The sequence below is a fragment of the Pseudarthrobacter lactosi genome, from assembly GCF_055412785.1.
In genome coordinates, this window is sequence record NZ_JBVAYS010000008.1 from 59,700 (window position 1) to 77,348 (window position 17,649).

Genomic DNA, 17,649 nt, shown 5'->3' on the forward strand with positions numbered 1-17,649 from the left:
GCGGTCAGGGTCAGGAACGCCAGCGTGTAGTCATCAGGAATCCTATGATGGCAATGCCGAAACCGGCCACGATGTTCCACGACTCCCAGGCCTGGACAGGGAACCGGCCCTCGCTGATGTAGAACGTGATGATCCAGAAGAGTCCGATGATCATCAGGCCGAACATCACCGGCTTGAACCAGACAGCGTTGGGCTTGTACGTCTGCGCCCCGGAAGCGGGCTGCGCGGCGTTGGAAGTCTTCTTGCGTGGCTTTGACTCGGGCACGTGCACTCCTTGGCGGACTGGAGCAAGCTCGGCGTCGCGGGCTTGATATCCTGCAAGAAGGAAGTTGCCAGCGGTCTGCGCGATCTTGGTCAAATCTGGATTCTTACTAGCAGCCAATTCTAGCCGTAGTTCAGGGCACTCAAACGCCCATCGCGGCCACCCCGGAGGAGAACGCGTGGTATTGCAGGAGAAGGCGAGGCGCGCCGCCAGGAGGCCCGTCCGTCCGACGCCCGCCCGCGCTTCCATTCTGCGGGGGACGGTGCAGGTCCTGGGCGAACTGCTCATCACGGCCGGCATTATTCTCCTGCTATTTGTGGGCTGGCAGCTGTGGTGGACCAATATCGAATCCGACGCCAAGCAGAGTGCGGTCATCAAGGAATTCGCCCAGGGGCTGCGCGGCACGGTGCCCCCAGTACCGGAACCGGACCCAACGGCGGCGCCCGTGGACTACGGCACCCCCACAGTTTCCGCGGCACCAGGGCATGCCGGCACCATCGGCATCATGTACATCCCGCGGTTTGGCCCCAACTACACCCGGCCCATCGTGCAGGGAACCACTGGGGATGTCCTGGATACTCTGGGGCTTGGCCACTACGCCAACACAGCGATGCCGGGTGCCGTCGGAAACTTCGCCGTGGCCGGTCACCGGCAGACCCACGGTGCCGTCCTGGACAATATCCACACCCTTGTCCCGGGGGACAAAATCTACGTCCAGACCAAGGATGGCTATTACATCTATGTGTTCCGCAACAACCAGATTGTGATGCCGTCCCGGACCGATGTCCTGGAACCGGTCCCCACCCGCCCCGGCGTCACTCCGACCGAAAGCTTCCTCACCATGACCAGTTGCAATCCGCGTTTCGGCGCCGAGGAACGCATCATCGCCTACGCGCTGCTGGACAGCTGGCGGCCTGCTTCGGCTGGGCCGCCTGCTGAGATCGCCGCCCAGGTGGCGGCAGCGGTGGGAGGAAGCTGAGTATGTACGGCTGGATTTTCCGCCACCTTCCGGGCCCCCTCTGGCTGCGGATCTTCACGTCGCTGGTACTCATCGCCGGCGCACTGATCCTGATGGTTCAGTTCCTGTTCCCTTGGATGTCCGGGTTCACCGCATTCACCGACTCAACGATTGGTTCTGCAAGCCAGCCATGACCACAACTAAAATCCTGGTCGTAGACAACTACGACAGCTTCGTTTACACCCTGGTGGGCTACCTCCAGGAGCTCGGCGCCGAGACCACCGTTGTCCGCAACGACGACGTGACCCTCGCTGAAGCCATCGAGATGGCCCAAACACGCGACGGCGTCCTCATCTCACCAGGTCCGGGAAACCCCGCTGAGGCGGGTGTGTGCATCGAGCTGATCAAGTGGTGCGGCGCGAACAACAAGCCGATGTTCGGTGTCTGCCTGGGCCATCAGGCCCTGGCAGAAGCCTACGGCGGCACGGTGACCCACGCTCCGGAGCTGATGCACGGCAAGACATCGCTGGTGGAGCACAACGGCACCAGCGTCTTCGCCGGACTCCCCTCCCCCGTGACGGCGACGCGCTACCACTCACTGGCAGCGGTCAGGGACACCATCCCCGACGTACTGGAGATCACCGCGGAAACAGCTACCGGCGTCGTGATGGGTCTCCAGCACCGCACTGCACCGCTGTGTGGCGTGCAGTTCCACCCGGAGTCGGTCCTGACCGAAGGCGGCTACCAGATGCTGGGCAACTGGCTTGAGTCCCTCGGAATGGCCGGAGCCGCCGCCCGTGCCGCCACGCTGAGCCCGCTCATCCAGCACTGACAGGAACACACGCTCGAACAACGCGGGGTCACTTCCCGCCCGTCCCGAGGGGGAACATGGGCGGGAAGTGACCCCGCGTTGCTTTAAGAAGCGGGTGGAGGCTTAGCCCTTTTTGGTGGCTGTGGGCGTGGCGGTTGGCGTTGGTGTGGGCGGCGGGGCCGGTTCCTTGGCCACCACAATATTGATCGTCTTGCCCTGATCGACGGCGGCGTTCACCGGGTCACTTTGATCCGTGATCCTGCCCGCCTCCACCTGGGCGTTCTCAACTTCCTGGACGTTGGGGACCAAGCCAAGTTCCTTCAGAGCCGTTTCAGCCTCGGCACGCGTGCGGCCGCGCAGTTCAGGCATGGACACCTTGCCGGTGGAAATCACGATCTCTACCGCGGTGCCCACACCCACCATCTGGCCCGGTGCAGGGCTGGTGGTAATCACCCTGCCGGCAGGCACTGTGGCACTGTTGGCGGTGGTGGTGGACGCGGCGCCCTGCAGGCCGTTCTGGCGCAGGATGTCCCGGGCCGCGGCCTCCGTCTGGCCCGGAAGGGTTTCCGGAATCTTGACGGCGCTGGGGCCTTCAGAGATATTCAGGATCACGTCCGCATTGGGATCAACCGATGTCCCGGCCACCGGGTCCGTGCTGATGGCCGTCCCGCTGGGTATGGTCTCGTGCTTGTTCCGCTTGATCTGAGGGCGCAGGTTGGCACCATAAAGTTCCTGCAGCGCGGCCGATTCAGTCAGGGAAGCCACCGCCGGGACTTGCACCTGGGGCGGCGGTGGCGCCGGCCGATTTACGGTGCTGTACAGCCAGAAACCGCCGCCGCCAAGGACCAGCAGGGTGAAGATCACCAGGGTAGCCACCCAGGCACGACGACGGGACTTCTGCCGGGCGGTCCGCTCACGTTCCGGTGCAAAACCCAGGGGAAGTTCATCGACATCTGACGTTTCGTGTGCGGCGGCCGCCATGACGGGGACTCTCCCGTCAGTGCGGGTGTCCTCCGCATTGCGCTCCCGGCCGGTGGGGACATCGTCCAGGAAGCCGGCGCCGGTGAGACCGAACGCCTCTGTCGCCGGCGGGCGTTCCGGCGTCGGGACGTGGTCGTTGGGATCGGTGGGGGCTTCGGTTGCGGCCAGCGCGGGCACGGACACGCCAGCCCGCGCGGCGCGCAGCGCGCGCCGGAAGGCCGCTGCGTCCTGGAAACGGTCCGTCCGGTTCTTCTGCAAGGCCTTGGCCAGGACACTGTCCAGGGCCGCCGAAACCTCCGGGTTCACACTGCTCGCCGGCTCCGGGATTTCCCGGACGTGCTGGTATGCCACAGAGACAGGACTGTCACCAATGAAAGGCGGCCGCGCGGTGAGCATTTCGTACAGCAGGCACGCCGCGGAGTAGAGGTCGCTGCGCGCGTCCACTGTTTCGCCCCGGGCTTGCTCGGGCGAGAGGTACTGGGCAGTGCCGACGACGGCCTGGGTCTGCGTCATGGTGGCCGATGAATCGGCGATGGCCCGGGCAATTCCGAAGTCCATGACCTTCACGGAGTTGGAGCCTTCGCAGAACATCACATTGGCGGGTTTGATGTCGCGGTGGACGATGCCTGCCTTGTGGCTGTATTCCAGGGCAGAGAGCACGCCCAGGCAAAAGTCGATGGCCTGGTCAATGCTGACTTCCTTGGCCCGGATCAGGTCGCGGATGGTCCTGCCCTCGACAAACTCCATCACGATGTAGGGCACCCGGACACTGTCGTCCGAGCCATCCGGAACGGTGTGTTCGCCGGTGTCGTAAATAGCCACGATGGAGGAGTGGTTCAGCGCGGCAACGGACTGCGCTTCGCGTTTGAACCGCGCCTGGAACTGCGGATCCCTGGCCATGTCCGGGCGGAGAAGCTTGACGGCAACTGTCCGGCCCAGCCTGGTATCGACTCCGCGGTGGACATCCGCCATCCCCCCGCGGCCGATGATTCCGCCGAGTTCGTACCGGCCGCTCAGGACGCGCTGGTTATCCACCGGAAGGCTGTCCTCCCGGTGCAGCGGAGTGCGGGGCGAGTCATTCACTGTCAATCCTGACGGCTACGGCGCGCAGGTGGCGGGCAATCCTGGCAGTTGGCCGGGGTTGCACTTGGGTAGGGTGGACGTTGGTTCGGCCGAGGCCGGCGCCGAGGACGACGGGGTCGGCGGTGCGGTTGGCGCAGGGGCCGGGGCGGGAACAGCGTAAGTCACGGTCACTTCAGCCCCCTTGGGCACTGTGCCCGTGGGATTGACCTGCAACACGGTTCCCGCAGTGGAAGTACTCTGCTGTGGGATGACCCGCACGGACAGGCCCATGGTTTCAAGCGTCCCCTGGACCTGGCGGTAGTCCTTCCCGAGGTATGCCGCCGAAATGATGTCCACCGTGCTGGGGGTGGGCGTTGGAGTGGGCGCGTCGCTGGTCTGTGTGGGGGTGGGCGTAGCGGATGTCGAAGTCTTTGACGGGCTGGCGCTGGTGGACGGCGGGTTGCTGGATGCCGAGTTAGTGGTGGTGGCCGGGTTAAAAATCCCCTGCTGCGTCAGGAAGAACCCCACCAGCGCGAACAGAACCAGCACGATCAAGGCGACCAGCGGCCACGTCCATGGGCTGCGGCCGCGACGCTCGGGCTCATCCGCCGGTTCGTCGTCGTACGTTTCTTCCTCCTGCACCCAGCTGCGCTCCGCAGCCAGGGCGTCCGCCCGCGAAAGCGTGCTTCCGGTTCCGGTGGCGGCGCCTGCGCCCGCGGCGCCGAGTGCAGCGCCGGCGGCAGCGGCACCAAGCACGGGCAGGGCGGACGTCGACGTTGAGTTGCTGTCCTTCTGCCCGATGACGCCGGTGGGTGCTGTGGCAATGTCCACGGGTGCGGTGATGGGGCCGGTTGTCGCCTCAAAGAGCAGCATGCCCGGAACCGCGGCGTGCGCGGCGTCAATATCGCCGTTGCGGATGGCCTCGGCGGCTTCGGACAGCTTGATGGCGTTGGCCGGGCGATTCTTGGGGTCCTTGGCGAGCATGGACATCAGCAGCGCGCGGACCGGTTTGGGCAGGGTCTCGGGAAGCGGCGGCGGCGCGTCATTGACCTGCGCCAGGGCAATGGCGATCTGCGATTCGCCGGAGAACGGCCGGTGCCCGGTGAGGCACTCGTAGCCGATCACACCGAGTGAGTAGATGTCCGAGGCGCCGGTAGCGGTCTGGCCTGTGGCCTGCTCGGGGGCGAGGTACTGGGCGGTCCCCATGACCTGGCCAGTCTGCGTCAACGGGACCTGATCGGCCAGACGCGCGATGCCAAAGTCGGTGACCTTGACCCGGCCCTCGGGGGTGATCAACAGGTTGCCCGGCTTGATGTCGCGGTGGACCAGACCCTGGGCATGAGCGACGGAAAGGGCGCGGGCGGTCTGCGCCATCATGGACAGCGTCCGGTCCGGGGACAGTACCTGCTCGTGCTCGATGATGCTGCTCAGCGGCTGGCCTGGGACGAGCTCCATAACCAGGTACGCGGAGCCATCCTCTTCGCCGTAGTCAAAGACGTTGGCGATGCCCACGTGGTTCAGGAGGGCGGTGTGGCGTGCCTCGGCGCGGAACCTCTGGAGGAAACCGGGGTCACCGGTGTATTCCTCCTTGAGGACCTTGATGGCGACAATCCGGCCCAGGACCTGGTCCTTGGCCTTCCAGACCTCTCCCATCCCGCCGATCGCAATCCGCGTGGTCAGCTGGAATCTGCCGCCGAGGGTGATTCCCGTTGTAGGCCTCACTTATTCAACACCGCCTCAAAAATCTTCTTCGCGTTCGGACTGGTTAGCTGTGCACCGGTGGTGATGTCTACGCCCTCCATGACGATGGTGACACTCACCTCCGGGTTGTTTGAGGGGGCAAACCCGGTGAACCAGGAGTTGTTCAGGCCGTTGCCCAGTTCAGCCGTTCCGGTTTTGCCAGCCACCTGCACACCGGGGACAGCAGCGCCGCGGGCGATGCCCTGGCTCACCGCACTGGTCATCCATTCGGTGATCTGCCGGGCAATCTCCGGGGTGGTGGAAGTCCTGAGCGCTTCAGGCTTGGGTTCGTCAATGACCCGGAGGTCCGGGGACCGCACGGTCTTGACCAGGCTGGGGCTCATCTGGACGCCGTTGTTGGCGATGGCCGCGGTCATCATTGCGATCTGCAGCGGAGTGGCGCGCACGTCCTTCTGGCCGATGGCGGACTGAGCCAGGCCTGGCCCGTCCAGGTCATCGGGGAAGCCGTTCCCCTTGGCGTAGGCGAGCTTGAGCTGATCGCCCACCTCCTCGCCGAAGCCGAACTTTGCCGCTTGCTCGGCTATGGCGTCGCGGCCCAGGTCCAGGGCAATGCTGGCGAATGGCGTGTTGCAGGACTGCTGGAGGGCGAAGGCAAAGCTGGCCGTCTCCTGCGTGTAGCAGTTGCCCCCGGCGTAGTTGGGCAGCGTGTACTGGATCCCCGGGAAGGGCATCTGGGCAGGATTGGGGAGCACACTGTCCTTGTTGTATTTCCCGGAATTCAGGGCGGCAGCCGTATCCACCAACTTGAACACCGATCCCGGAGCGAGCAGCCCTCCCGTGGGACCGCTGACATTCTGGTTCAGGTTGATGCCGGGGACCTTGACCAACTCATTGATGTTGGCGGTTTCGGCGCTCGGATCCTGGGTGGCGATCAGGTTGGGGTCATAGGACGGCTTGGACACCATGGCCAGGATGGCGCCGGTCTTGGGGCTGGTGACCACGATGGATCCCCGCTGGCCGTCCGGAATGAGGTCGTAGGCAAGCTTCTGGATGGCGGGATCGATGGTGAGTTCCACCGATGCCCCCTTCGGCTGGCTGCCTAGGAAGAGCTGACCGATCCGGTCGAAGAACTGCTGGTCTGAGCTGCCGGCCAGCTGATCCTTCATCGCAACTTCCAGGCCTGTGGCACCGTAGTTCCGCGAGAAGTAGCCCGTGAGCCCTGCATACAGGGCCGGCTGCGCGTAGGTCCGCTGGAACTGGCAGACCTCGGAGGTGCCTTCCACCGATTCGGCGACGGGGTCCCCGCCCACGATGATGGCGCCGCGGTCGTTGCAGTAATTCTGCAGAATGGCACGCTGGTTTAGGGGGTTGTCCTTGAGGTCATCGGCACCCACCACCTGGACGAAGCTGATGGCGCCGAAGATCAAGGCAAACATGGCGATCGCTGCCACCCAGGAATTACGGATTGCTTGGTTCACGCTTGTTTCACCGCCTCGGTAGGTGTGTCGACGGCGTGGGGTTCGGTTCCCTTGGCGGGCGGCAAAGGGGTGGTGTCGACGGGGCCACGGGCCGTGTGCGAAATCATCAGCAGGAGGCCCACGATGATCCAGTTGGCCAACAGTGAGGAGCCGCCTGCCGCCAGGAACGGCGTGGTGAGCCCGGTCAGCGGGATCAGCCGGGTGACTCCGCCGATGACCACAAAGCACTGGAGCGCCACTGCGAAGGAGAGTCCGCAGGCGAGGAGTTTTCCGAAGGCGTCCCGGGTGCCGAGGGCTGCCCGGAAGCCGCGGGTGAACAGCAGCAGGTACATCAAAACCACGGCGAACAGACCGATCAGGCCAAGTTCCTCGCCAAGGGACGCAATAATCATGTCACTGTTGGCAAAGGGCACCAGGTCCGGGCGGCCTTGACCGAGGCCAGTGCCCACCAGGCCGCCGTTGGCCATGCCGAAGAGTCCCTCAATGACCTGCCGGCTGCCGGTCTCGTAGACCTCCGGGGAGAAGGCGTTAAGCCAGCCAAAGATGCGCTGCTCCACGTGGGAGAAAACCTGGGCCGCGATGAAGCCGCCACCGAGGATCAGGGCGAGGCCGATGACCACCCAGCTGATGCGGCTGGTGGCCACGTAGATCATCACGATGAACAGGCCAAAGAACAGGACCGAGGAGCCGAGGTCGCGCTGGAAGATCAACACGCCGATGCTCACCAACCAGGCAGTGATCATGGGTCCCATGTCCTTGAACCGCGGGAACTGCAGCGGCCCGATCTTGCGGCCGGCCAGCAGAATGAGGTCGCGGTTCGAGGAGAGATAACCGGCGAAGAATATAGCAAGGGTGATCTTGGCGATCTCACCGGGCTGGAACGTCATGGGGCCGACCCGGATCCAAACGCGGGCGCCGAGGATTTCGCCGGCCGAGATGCCGGGTACCAGCGGAAGAATCAGCAGGAGCGCGCTCACAGCCAGCGAGATGTAGGTGAAGCGGCGGAGCACCCGGTGGTCCTTCAGGAACCAGATCACGCCGATTGCCACGGCCATGGCGATCAGTGTCCAGCGCAGCTGGTTGTTGCCGGTGTCATCCCCAGGGGCGTCGAGGCGGTGGATCATGGCAAGACCCAGGCCGTTGAGGGCAACCACCAAGGGAAGTATTACCGGATCGGCATATTTTGCACGGATCCGCAGGACCGCGTGGAAAACCAGGGCTGCCACCGCGAGGAGGCTGGACTGGAACCAGAAATCGGAGTCGAAGGCCTTCTCCTGGTCAACGCCCACCAACATGTTGGCGCCGATGCCCACAGACAGGGCGAGGATCAGGAGCAACAGTTCAACGTTGCGCCGGGGTTTGGGTATGGTGCTGAGCTGGCTCACTGGCCTCCCTCACAAGCGGTCGTGGGGCTGGGCGAGGCGGATGGGGCCGGGGCCGCCGCAGGAGCGGCCGGGTCCGGCGATGGGGCAGGGGCCGTGGGTGTTGCCGCCGGCGCAGTTGTTGGGGCCGGAGCGGGCGACGGGGTCAGGCACTCATCCGGCGGAGCAATAGTGCCGGTGCCTTCGAGATTCTTCACGATCCGCTGTGCGTCGTAGAGGTCACGCGCGGGAACCGTCTGCCGGACGCGCTGCTGGGAGAACTGGGGCAAGGAATCCATCCGGATCTCTGTTACGGCTTCGAGGGTTGAAAGCTGGATAGGGCCAAGCCGCTGGGAGACACCGTTGTAGATGGCCACCCGGGAATCGTATTCTCCGATGTAGTAGCGGGTCTGGGTCCATGCGTAGCCGAGCCAGAGGCCCACGGTCAGCACCAAGAGCACGGACGCGGCTATGGACATGGTGACCCAGCGTCGGGGTTTCGGCTGCCCCAGGAGATCGTCCGCCTCGGCAGTGGGTGCGTCGGCCTTATGCGTCAGGACGGTGGCGGCCCGCCGGGCCACCGTGCGGCCAGCGATCGTGGGAATGGAACCGGACTCAGCCGCGGTGGCTGCAGCGCCGACAAGCTCGTGCGGGCGCGATGCGAGTTCCTGTCGCAGGACTTCGGCCGAAAGGTGCTCGCCGAGATGGGGGTCGGTGGAGGACGGCGGTTCGGCGGCCACCGGTTCTTCGGCGGCTTTTTCCGCGACGGGCTTGTCGTCGGCCGCCTCGGTGTCCGGTGAAGCGCTGTCTGCGTCGCTGCCGGCGGCAGGGGCATCGGTGAGCAGCTGGGGAGGGATGATGTTGACGGCGGCGGTACTGACGTCGTCGGGCGTTTCCTCGATGATCTCCACCATGACAACGGTGACGTTGTCCGGTGAGCCGGCTTCAAGCGTGAGGTTCACCAGGGTTTCGACGCACTCGCGGAGGTCCTTTGTCTCGCGGACGGTCCGCTCCACAACATGTCCGGCCACATAGTTGAGCCCGTCCGAGCAGAGCAGCCAGCGCTCCCCGGGCTTGACGTCCAGAGTGTCCAGATCCAGCTCGGGGCTGGCGTCAACGTCGCCCAGGACGCGCATGAGGACGTTTTTGTGCGGGTGGGTTTCGGCCTCTTCGGGACGGAGCCGGCCCTCATCGATCAGCCGCTGGACGAACGTGTGGTCAATGCTGATCTGTTCAAACTCGCCGTCGCGCAGGCGGTAGGCCCGGGAATCGCCGATGTGCGCGAAGTGCAGCTTGCCTTCGGCGAGCAGCAGGGATGTGACGGTGGTGCCCATGCCGGCGAGCTTCGGGTTGATGTGCACCAGTTCGGAGAGCAGGGAGTTTGCCGTCTGGATTTCGTCGGCGAGGACCGTTCCGGCATCGCCGTCGTAGTCATCGTGGTCCAGGTGCAGCATGTCCAGGACTGTGGCAGCGGAGGCCACATCGCCGCCTGCGTGGCCGCCCATTCCGTCCGCGACCACGGCCAAATGGCGGCCGACGTACGCCGAGTCATCATTTTTGGCTCGGATGCGTCCCACATCCGAGCGCGCCGCGTAGCGCATGATGAGGGGCCGCTGGACGGTCGTGGCATCGCCGGCGGGAAGGTCAGCAGCCATGGCTATGGCCTCAATTCGATGACCGTCTTGCCGATTCTCACGGGTACGCCAAGCTCAACGGGCAGTGCCCGCGTCAGTTGCTGGTCCGCCAGGTAGGTGCCGTTGGTCGAGCCAAGGTCCTCGATGAACCATCGGCTGCCCTGCGGGAACAGCCGCGCATGGCGGCCGGAGGCGTAATCGTCCTCGAGAACCAGCGTGGCTTCCTGCGCGCGGCCCAACAGGATGGGGCTGGCGGCCAGGGGGATAGTGGTTCCCTTGAGCGGGCCTTCGGTGACCACCAGTTGGTGGGCCTGCTGCTTGAGGGGCTGCGGGGGAGCCTCGGCCAGTTCGGGGTTCTTGCGAACCTGGCGGGCGGTCGGAGTGCCGGCGGCGGCTTTGCGGCCCACCATCAGGTCCCGGCGCATAGCCGAAACAATGCTGAAGATGAGGACCCACAGCAGGATCAGGAAGCCAAACCGAAGGGCAGTGATGGTCAGGTCGCTCATGGGCGGCCCCCAGGGTTGGCGGGAAGCAGGCGGAAGATGATCTTTGTCCGTCCCATCGTGATGGTGGAGCCGTCGGTCAATTCGGTGCTGCCGGCCACCTTGTGGCCGTTGACGTAACTGCCATTGGTGGAGCCGAGGTCCACGGCGCTGGTGACACCGTTTGTGGTGCGGATCTCGAGGTGTCGGCGTGAGACGCCGGTGTCGTCAACCAGGATGTCAGCCTCGGAAGACCGGCCCAGGACGATGGACGGGGCATTGAGGGAGTAACGCTGGCCATCGATGTCCAGGACGGGCTGCAGCCGCACGGGCGGGCGGCTAGGGGCTGCCGGCAGGTTGGGCCTGGCCGACGCGACGCCGGGGCCAGCTTTGGACTTCTCGGTGGAGGAGACGATCTCGAAGTCGCCGGAGCGCAGCTCCTCGGAACGGCGGAAGGAGATCCGTACCGAGCCCTGCAGGGTGTAGCCCTGGCTGCGGACGTGGTTGATGACGACGTCGCAGAGTTCTTCGGCCAGCGGCGTGCCCCATTCCTGCGCCCTCGTGAAGTCGCTGTCACTGAGCTGAACGTCGAAGACGTTCGGGGCCAGCGTGCGGCCGGCGGCGATGGTGAGGGCTTTGTTGTCCACCTCGCGGCGGAGGCGGCTGGCGATTTCCACAGGTTCCACCTGGGCGCGCGAACCGGTGGAGAAGACACCGCGGACGGCCTTTTCGATACCGCGCTCGACCTTGTCCAGCAATCCCATGGTCCTTCTCCTTTCCCCCCGGCAGCGGGGCAGTTTTCGTTCCAGAACTCGACCAGCAACGCAGTTCAGAACCCAGCGGCCTGCCTGGCAGTGGCGGGCACTACTACATCAGATACTACTGGGCAGGCCTGTGAATGACCTTAATCCACAACGGCCGGGCCCTCGGAAAAGTTCGTTCCGGGATCCCGGAAGGCGCCCTCCTGGCGGGGAATTTGACCGTGCCCGCGGCTCAATTGGTGTTTTGCCGCCGAAGTCCGTTATGCTTGATCTCGCTGCTTTTACACGGTTGCGGATCCGGGAAACCGGCCGTTATTCATGGAAAAGAAGTTGCGCGCGAGTGGCGGAACGGCAGACGCGCTGGCTTCAGGTGCCAGTGTCCGAAAGGGCGTGGGGGTTCAAATCCCCCCTCGCGCACGCAATCAAAGGAACCCCGGTCTTCGGACCGGGGTTCCTTTCTTTTAACCCTGGGGCCGAATTGTTGTCAGGCCGCCAATAGGTCCTGCGCCTACTCCCGTAACGCCCCGAGACCCGCAATCAGAGCCTCAAGCCCCAAGCTGAAAGCCACGTCCGCCGGTTTCTCGTGCCCTTGCGCGGCGAGGCTCCGGACTGCTCCGGTGAAGCTCGGCGTCGACTCCGCCATGCTGCCGGACTCGAAAATGTCGGCGGGGGCCGTGACGTCGTAGGCGGATCCGAAGATGAATGATTCCAGGGCAACGATGGCGGACACGATCCGCTTCTCCGGGAATCCGGCCGTCCGGAATCCGGCGCTGACGGTCTCATACATGGCGAGGGTCTGGGGTGCGTCCGTCACGGGAAGTACGGCGATGACGGGAATCAGGGGAGTGTGCTCCGCGAAGACATCCCGGTAACTCCAGGCCCATTTCCGCACCGCCGACTCCCAGGGCTCCGCTGCGAACGCGGACACGTCCACCAGGGCAGCCAAGTGGTCTTCCACGAGCAGAAGCACGTCCCGCTTGGATTCCACATGGTTATAGAGGGCCGACGGCGCCACGTGCAGTGAGCGGGCCAGTGCTGCCATGGTGAGGCCGTCGTAGCCGTTCTTCCCGATGAGGTGCAGGGCCGCTGCCGTGATGCCCGCAAGGTCCAGGACGGCTGCGGCGGGCCGCCCCGCGCGACGCCGTGCCACACCCGTTTTGGGCGCGGTTTCCCTGGTGCTGAGTGAATCGGCGGGTGAAGCCGGCATTGCTGGCCTTTCTGCGGGCAGTATCCCCAGCATTATTCCACCGGCCTCTTCCTCGCGGGCCGCGCAACAGCTATAGTTCTAATAAATGAATGGCATTCATTTAGTGGCTTTCATCACTGGATGGCCATAGAGAGGACATCATGCTGAATCTTGACCGCGACGTTGTTATCGTCGGCGCTGGACCGTCCGGGCTCACCGCTGCCCGCGAGCTGAAGAAGGCCGGGCTCACTGTGGCAGTGCTGGAAGCACGGGACCGAGTGGGGGGCCGGACCTGGACCGACACCATTGATGGGGCCCTGCTGGAAATCGGCGGACAGTGGGTCTCCCCGGACCAGACTGCACTGCTGGAGCTTCTGGACGAGCTTGGCCTGCAGACATACTCCCGCTACCGTCAGGGCGAATCCGTCTATATCGGCGCCGACGGCGAGAAGACCCGCTACACCGGTGATTCCTTCCCGGTGAGTGGAGCCACCGGCGCGGAAATGGACAAGCTGATCGGTATTCTGGACGGCCTCGCCGCGGAAATTGGCGCCACCGAACCCTGGGCCCACCCCAAGGCCCGTGAACTGGACACCATTTCCTTCCACCACTGGCTGCGTGCCAACTCGGCCGACGAGGAAGCCTGCAACAACATCGGCTTGTTCATCGCTGGCGGCATGCTCACCAAGCCCGCGCACGCCTTCTCCGCGCTGCAGGCGGTCCTGATGGCAGCTTCAGCCGGTTCGTTCAGCCACCTCACCGACGAGGACTTCATCCTGGACAAGCGGGTGATCGGCGGGATGCAGCAGGTGTCCCTGCTGCAGGCAGCGGAGCTGGGTGCCGACGTCGTACTTAACAGTCCGGTGCGCACCGTCCACTGGGACGATGACGGTGAAGGCGGGCACCGCGTCAGCGTTGTTGCGGAGCGTGCCACCGTGAATGCGCGGTTTGTGGTTATGGCCGTGCCGCCGAACCTCTACTCGCGCGTTTCGTTTGATCCACCGCTTCCGCGGCGGCAGCACCAGATGCACCAGCACCAGTCGCTGGGCCTGGTGATCAAGGTGCACGCCGTCTACAACACGCCGTTCTGGCGGGAAGACGGACTCTCCGGAACCGGATTCGGCGCCGGTTCGCTGGTCCAGGAGGTCTACGACAACACCAACCACGGCGATTCTCGGGGCACCCTGGTGGGCTTCATTTCGGACGAAAAGGCCGACGCCGTCTTCGAGTTGAGTGCCGCCGAACGGAAGCGCGTGGTGCTGGAGTCCATTGCCGGCTTCCTGGGGGATAGGGCACTGGAGCCAGAGGTCTACTACGAATCCGATTGGGGCTCGGAGGAATGGACCCGGGGCGCGTACGCCGCCAGCTACGATCTGGGCGGCCTGCACCGTTACGGCAAGGACCAGCATGCCCCTGTGGGTCCGATCTACTGGTGCTCCTCAGACCTCGCCGCCGAAGGCTACCAGCACGTTGACGGAGCCGTCCGCATGGGCCAGCGCACGGCGGCGCGCATCGTGGCTGCGGCGGACGCTTCAGGTGCGGCCAACGAGGTCGCGGTCGCCGTCGGCTGAGCGCACCAGGTTCCTCGCGCCGCTCAGGGCTGGTCTGTGGCTGGCCTTCTGGCGCGCGAGGGCCCTAGGCGGGCGGACGGACCGAAGCCTTGAAACGACGTCGGGAATTTGCCAGGTGACTCCGCATGGCGGCTGCTGCTGCGCTTTCATCGCCATCCGCGATGGCGGCGGCGATGGACCGGTGCTCGTGGACTACCTGGTCGAAGTGGTCGCGGGCGTAATGTTCGACGCCGGTAAGCAGCCGTGTGCGCGGCATCGCGATCATCGTCTGGCCGAGTGCGGCGAGGCAGTCCGAGTAGAAGGGGTTGCCGGAGGCGGCCGCGATGGCGCGGTGGAACTCGAAGTCGGCCTTCATGGCATGGCCGGGATGGTCCGCGCTGGAGGTGAACTGTTCCAGGGCGGCAGTGACTGCCCTGAGTTGGCGGTCGGAGTGGTTTCGGGCGGCGAGGGCGGCGGCCTCGGCCTCAACACCCATTCGGAAATCGAGGAGGTGGAGGCGGTCTTCGACGCTGGCCACCGGCCGGCTGCCCGGAACTGGCTGGGGTCCGTCGTCGGGCGGGGTCAGCGCGAAGCTGCCCCGCCCGCGTTCGGTTTCCACCAGCCCTTCGGCCTGGAGGCGCGTTAGCGCCGAGCGCACTACGGTGCGGCTTACGCCGAAGTCGCCCATCAGCGTGTTTTCGCTGGGAAGTTTGTCGCCGGGCTGGATGACGCCGTCCACGATGCGGGTGCGAAGGTCGGCGGCGAGGTCCGCGGTCAGGTTCCGGCTCATGCGTTCTAGGTTACGCGCCGAACTCCACGGACTCGGTGGTCCAGGCACGGGCCTGGTCGCTGAGGGTCACGCCGAGGCCAGGACGGTCCGGCACAATCATCCGGCCGTTCTTGGTTTCGAGGCGTTCGTTGAACAGCGGGTCGAGCCAGTCGAAGTGCTCCACCCACGGCTCCCGCGGGTACGCCGCGGCGAGGTGCAGATGGATTTCCATGGCGAAGTGCGGCGCCAGGCCCAATCCGCGCTCGTCCGCGAGGGCGGCGAGGCGCAGGAACTGGGTGATGCCGCCGACGCGCGGTGCGTCCGGCTGGATGATGTCGCAGCCGTTGGCGTTGATGAGGCCCTTGTGTTCCGCAACGGATGCCAGCATCTCTCCCGTGGCGATGGGTGTATCCAGGACATTTGCCAGGTGCGCGTGGCCCTCGAAGTCGTAGGCATCCAGCGGCTCTTCGATCCAGATGAGGTTGAACTGCTCCAACTGGCGGCCCATGCGCAGGGCGGTGGCCCGGTCCCACTGCTGGTTGGCGTCCACCATCAGGGGAACATCCCAGCCGATGTGTTCGCGGATGCCGGCTACGCGGCGGAGGTCTTCGGCGGAATCCGGCAGGCCAACCTTGATCTTGATGCCGCCGATGCCTTCCTCCAGGAGGACAGTTGCCCGGGCCTTGACTTCGTCGAGGGAGGCGTTGAGGAAGCCGCCGGAGGTGTTGTAGGTCTGGACGGAGTCGCGGTAGGCGCCCAGGAACTTGGCCAACGAGAGGCCGGCGCGCTTGGCTTTGAGGTCGTACAGCGCGATGTCGATCGCGGCGAGGGCCTGGGTGGCCACACCCGAGCGGCCCACGGAGGCGCCGGCCCAGAGCAGCTTGGTGTAGATCTTGCCGATGTCGTTGGGGTCCTCGCCGATGAGTCCCTCGGCCACCTCCTTGGCGTGCGCGTACTGCGCAGGGCCGCCGGCGCGCTTGGAGTAGCTGAAGCCGATACCGCTGTGGCCCAGTTCCGTGGTGATCTCCGCGAACAGGAACACCACTTGGGTCATGGGCTTCTGACGGCCGGTGAACACCTTGGCGTCACTGATGGGGACGGCCAGCGGGAGCCGAGCGGTGGAAAGTTTGACGTGCCGGATGAAGTCGACGGTACTCATTGATGCTCCTCGAAAGCAGGCTGTCCGGGCTGCATTGCCCTAAGCCGTATAATACAAGTCGAGTACTTGTATTACAAGCAGTGCCATTCTTTGGCGCTACCAGTTGCTGACCGGGGGTCGTCGCACCACCCTCACGGTCTGGGTGGTGCAACGGCCCTTCTGGCCTGCCTGTAGGGAACCCCTTCTTACGTCGGACTAGTTGTTGCTGAGGTAGCCGTTCGGGTCCAGGACATACTTCGTGGCGGCTCCGGCATCGAATTCCGCGTAGCCCCGCGGGGCATCCTGGAGCGAAATGGCCGTGGCGTTGACCGCCTTGGCGATCTGGATCCTGTCATGCAGGATCGCCATCATGAGCTGCCGGTTGTACTTCATCACCGGGCACTGGCCGGTCGCGAAGGAGAGGGACTTCGCCCAGCCGGTGCCAAGGGACAGGGACAGGCTGCCCTTCTGGGCCGCCTCGTCCGCGGCACCCGGATCCCCGGTGACATAAAGGCCGGGAATGCCCAAGGACCCGCCGGCGGCGGTGAGATCCATCAGCGAATTGAGCACGGCGGCCGGCGCCTCCTGGGCCCCGGCACCGTGTCCGTGTCCGCGGGCCTCGAAACCGACCGCATCGATACCGGCATCGACCTCCCGGACGCCGAGAAGCTGCTCGATCTGGTCAGCCGGGTCACCGTTGGCCACATTGACGGTTTCGCAGCCAAAGGATCGGGCCTGGGCCAGGCGATCCTCATTGAGATCCCCCACGATGACCACCGCGGCCCCCAGCAGTTGGGCACTGGCCGCCGCGGCAAGCCCCACGGGACCGGCTCCGGCAACATAGACGGTGGACCCGACGCCGACCCCTGCTGTGACGGCACCGTGGAAACCGGTCGGGAGGATGTCCGAGAGCATGGTCAGGTCCATGATCTTCTCCAGGGCCTGGTCCCGATCGGGGAACCGCAACAGGTTCCAGTCCGCGTAGGGGACCAGGACGAACTCTGCCTGCCCGCCGACCCATCCGCCCATATCGACGTAGCCGTAGGCGGATCCGGGCCGGTCCGGGTTCACGTTCAGGCAGATCCCGGTCTTGCCCTCCTTGCAGTTCCGGCAGCGCCCGCAGGAGATGTTGAAGGGGACCGAGACGATGTCCCCGACCTTGATGAACTCGACGTCGGGCCCGGTCTCGATGACTTCCCCGGTGATCTCGTGCCCCAGGACGAGACCGGCCGGGGCGGTTGTGCGGCCACGAACCATGTGTTGGTCCGAGCCGCAGATGTTGGTGCTCACGGTGCGCAGGATGACCCCGTGGGGGACCTTCCGGCCGACATTGACGGGATTGACGCCGGGGCCGGCCTGCAGTTCAAAGGTGGGAAACGGGGTATCGATGATTTCCACGATCCCCGGCGCCTTGTATGCAACGGCTTTGTTACCTGACATTGAGTGGCTCCTATGGGTTGGCGATCGAACCCTCACGGCGACGCTGGTCGCATCAGATTGTCTGTGAGGAAGTTG

At 65.1% G+C, this 17,649-nt stretch carries 16 protein-coding genes and 1 tRNA gene; 5 read left to right on the top strand and 12 right to left on the bottom strand.

Going from position 1 to position 17,649, the window contains the following annotated elements; all coding sequences use genetic code 11:
* Nucleotides 1-10 precede the first annotated feature (10 nt).
* Nucleotides 11-265: a cell division protein CrgA gene (locus tag ACZY0Q_RS20495; RefSeq protein ID WP_463919701.1), complete on the bottom strand. Its 255-nt coding sequence runs from the start codon at nt 263-265 to the stop codon at nt 11-13.
* A gap of 175 nt (nt 266-440) precedes the next feature.
* Between ACZY0Q_RS20495 and ACZY0Q_RS20500 the strand changes: the two genes are divergently transcribed.
* Genes ACZY0Q_RS20500 through ACZY0Q_RS20510 form a run of 3 tightly spaced genes read left to right on the top strand, consistent with a single transcriptional unit; the run spans nt 441 to nt 2,052 of the window.
* Nucleotides 441-1,241 (top strand): class E sortase, encoded by an 801-nt coding sequence (locus ACZY0Q_RS20500; protein ID WP_463919702.1) that lies wholly within the window; start codon nt 441-443, stop codon nt 1,239-1,241.
* Nucleotides 1,242-1,243: 2 nt separating this feature from the next.
* Nucleotides 1,244-1,414 carry a hypothetical protein gene (locus ACZY0Q_RS20505; protein ID WP_181577402.1) on the top strand — a complete coding sequence of 57 codons (171 nt, stop codon included), beginning with the start codon at nt 1,244-1,246 and terminating at the stop codon, nt 1,412-1,414.
* Nucleotides 1,411-2,052, top strand: a complete 642-nt coding sequence (locus tag ACZY0Q_RS20510; protein WP_056342783.1) for an aminodeoxychorismate/anthranilate synthase component II — start codon at nt 1,411-1,413, stop codon at nt 2,050-2,052. The genes ACZY0Q_RS20505 and ACZY0Q_RS20510 overlap by 4 nt, the downstream gene beginning before the upstream one ends.
* A 102-nt stretch (nt 2,053-2,154) precedes the next feature.
* Here the strand turns inward: ACZY0Q_RS20510 and pknB are convergent, their stop codons facing one another.
* The 7 genes from pknB to ACZY0Q_RS20545 are packed head-to-tail and all read right to left on the bottom strand — an operon-like array spanning nt 2,155 to nt 11,494.
* Nucleotides 2,155-4,095, bottom strand: coding sequence for a Stk1 family PASTA domain-containing Ser/Thr kinase (gene pknB, locus ACZY0Q_RS20515; RefSeq protein WP_463919704.1), 1,941 nt, complete (start codon nt 4,093-4,095; stop codon nt 2,155-2,157).
* 15 nt (nt 4,096-4,110) lie between these two features.
* Nucleotides 4,111-5,796: a protein kinase domain-containing protein gene (locus tag ACZY0Q_RS20520; RefSeq protein ID WP_463919706.1), complete on the bottom strand. Its 1,686-nt coding sequence runs from the start codon at nt 5,794-5,796 to the stop codon at nt 4,111-4,113.
* Nucleotides 5,793-7,253 (bottom strand): peptidoglycan D,D-transpeptidase FtsI family protein, encoded by a 1,461-nt coding sequence (locus tag ACZY0Q_RS20525; RefSeq protein WP_463919709.1) that lies wholly within the window; start codon nt 7,251-7,253, stop codon nt 5,793-5,795. The genes ACZY0Q_RS20520 and ACZY0Q_RS20525 overlap by 4 nt, the downstream gene beginning before the upstream one ends.
* Complete coding sequence (locus tag ACZY0Q_RS20530; protein ID WP_463919711.1) at nt 7,250-8,638, bottom strand: FtsW/RodA/SpoVE family cell cycle protein; 1,389 nt, start codon at nt 8,636-8,638, stop codon at nt 7,250-7,252. Before ACZY0Q_RS20530 ends, ACZY0Q_RS20525 begins: the two co-directional genes overlap by 4 nt.
* A complete protein-coding gene (locus ACZY0Q_RS20535) occupies nt 8,635-10,269 on the bottom strand; it encodes a PP2C family protein-serine/threonine phosphatase (RefSeq protein ID WP_463919712.1) in 1,635 nt (544 codons plus the stop codon). Before ACZY0Q_RS20535 ends, ACZY0Q_RS20530 begins: the two co-directional genes overlap by 4 nt.
* A 2-nt stretch (nt 10,270-10,271) precedes the next feature.
* Nucleotides 10,272-10,754 (bottom strand): FHA domain-containing protein FhaB/FipA, encoded by a 483-nt coding sequence (locus ACZY0Q_RS20540; protein ID WP_056342800.1) that lies wholly within the window; start codon nt 10,752-10,754, stop codon nt 10,272-10,274.
* Nucleotides 10,751-11,494 carry an FhaA domain-containing protein gene (locus ACZY0Q_RS20545; protein ID WP_463919714.1) on the bottom strand — a complete coding sequence of 248 codons (744 nt, stop codon included), beginning with the start codon at nt 11,492-11,494 and terminating at the stop codon, nt 10,751-10,753. Before ACZY0Q_RS20545 ends, ACZY0Q_RS20540 begins: the two co-directional genes overlap by 4 nt.
* Nucleotides 11,495-11,825: 331 nt before the next feature.
* Between ACZY0Q_RS20545 and ACZY0Q_RS20550 the strand changes: the two genes are divergently transcribed.
* Nucleotides 11,826-11,908: transfer RNA gene (locus ACZY0Q_RS20550), tRNA-Leu, on the top strand.
* A gap of 91 nt (nt 11,909-11,999) precedes the next feature.
* Here the strand turns inward: ACZY0Q_RS20550 and ACZY0Q_RS20555 are convergent.
* On the bottom strand, nt 12,000-12,731 hold the full coding sequence (locus ACZY0Q_RS20555) for a TetR/AcrR family transcriptional regulator (RefSeq protein WP_463919717.1): 732 nt from the start codon (nt 12,729-12,731) through the stop codon (nt 12,000-12,002).
* 107 nt (nt 12,732-12,838) lie between these two features.
* Between ACZY0Q_RS20555 and ACZY0Q_RS20560 the strand changes: the two genes are divergently transcribed.
* Nucleotides 12,839-14,248, top strand: a complete 1,410-nt coding sequence (locus tag ACZY0Q_RS20560; RefSeq protein WP_463919719.1) for a flavin monoamine oxidase family protein — start codon at nt 12,839-12,841, stop codon at nt 14,246-14,248.
* Between the two features lie 64 nt (nt 14,249-14,312).
* Here the strand turns inward: ACZY0Q_RS20560 and ACZY0Q_RS20565 are convergent, their stop codons facing one another.
* From ACZY0Q_RS20565 to fdhA, 3 genes are all read right to left on the bottom strand, one after another.
* On the bottom strand, nt 14,313-15,017 hold the full coding sequence (locus ACZY0Q_RS20565; RefSeq protein WP_463919721.1) for a FadR/GntR family transcriptional regulator: 705 nt from the start codon (nt 15,015-15,017) through the stop codon (nt 14,313-14,315).
* Nucleotides 15,018-15,027: 10 nt separating this feature from the next.
* Nucleotides 15,028-16,155 (bottom strand): L-talarate/galactarate dehydratase, encoded by a 1,128-nt coding sequence (locus ACZY0Q_RS20570; protein WP_463919722.1) that lies wholly within the window; start codon nt 16,153-16,155, stop codon nt 15,028-15,030.
* Between the two features lie 195 nt (nt 16,156-16,350).
* Entirely contained in the window at nt 16,351-17,574 is a 1,224-nt protein-coding gene (fdhA, locus tag ACZY0Q_RS20575; protein WP_463919725.1) for a formaldehyde dehydrogenase, glutathione-independent, read from the bottom strand.
* Nucleotides 17,575-17,649 lie beyond the last annotated feature (75 nt).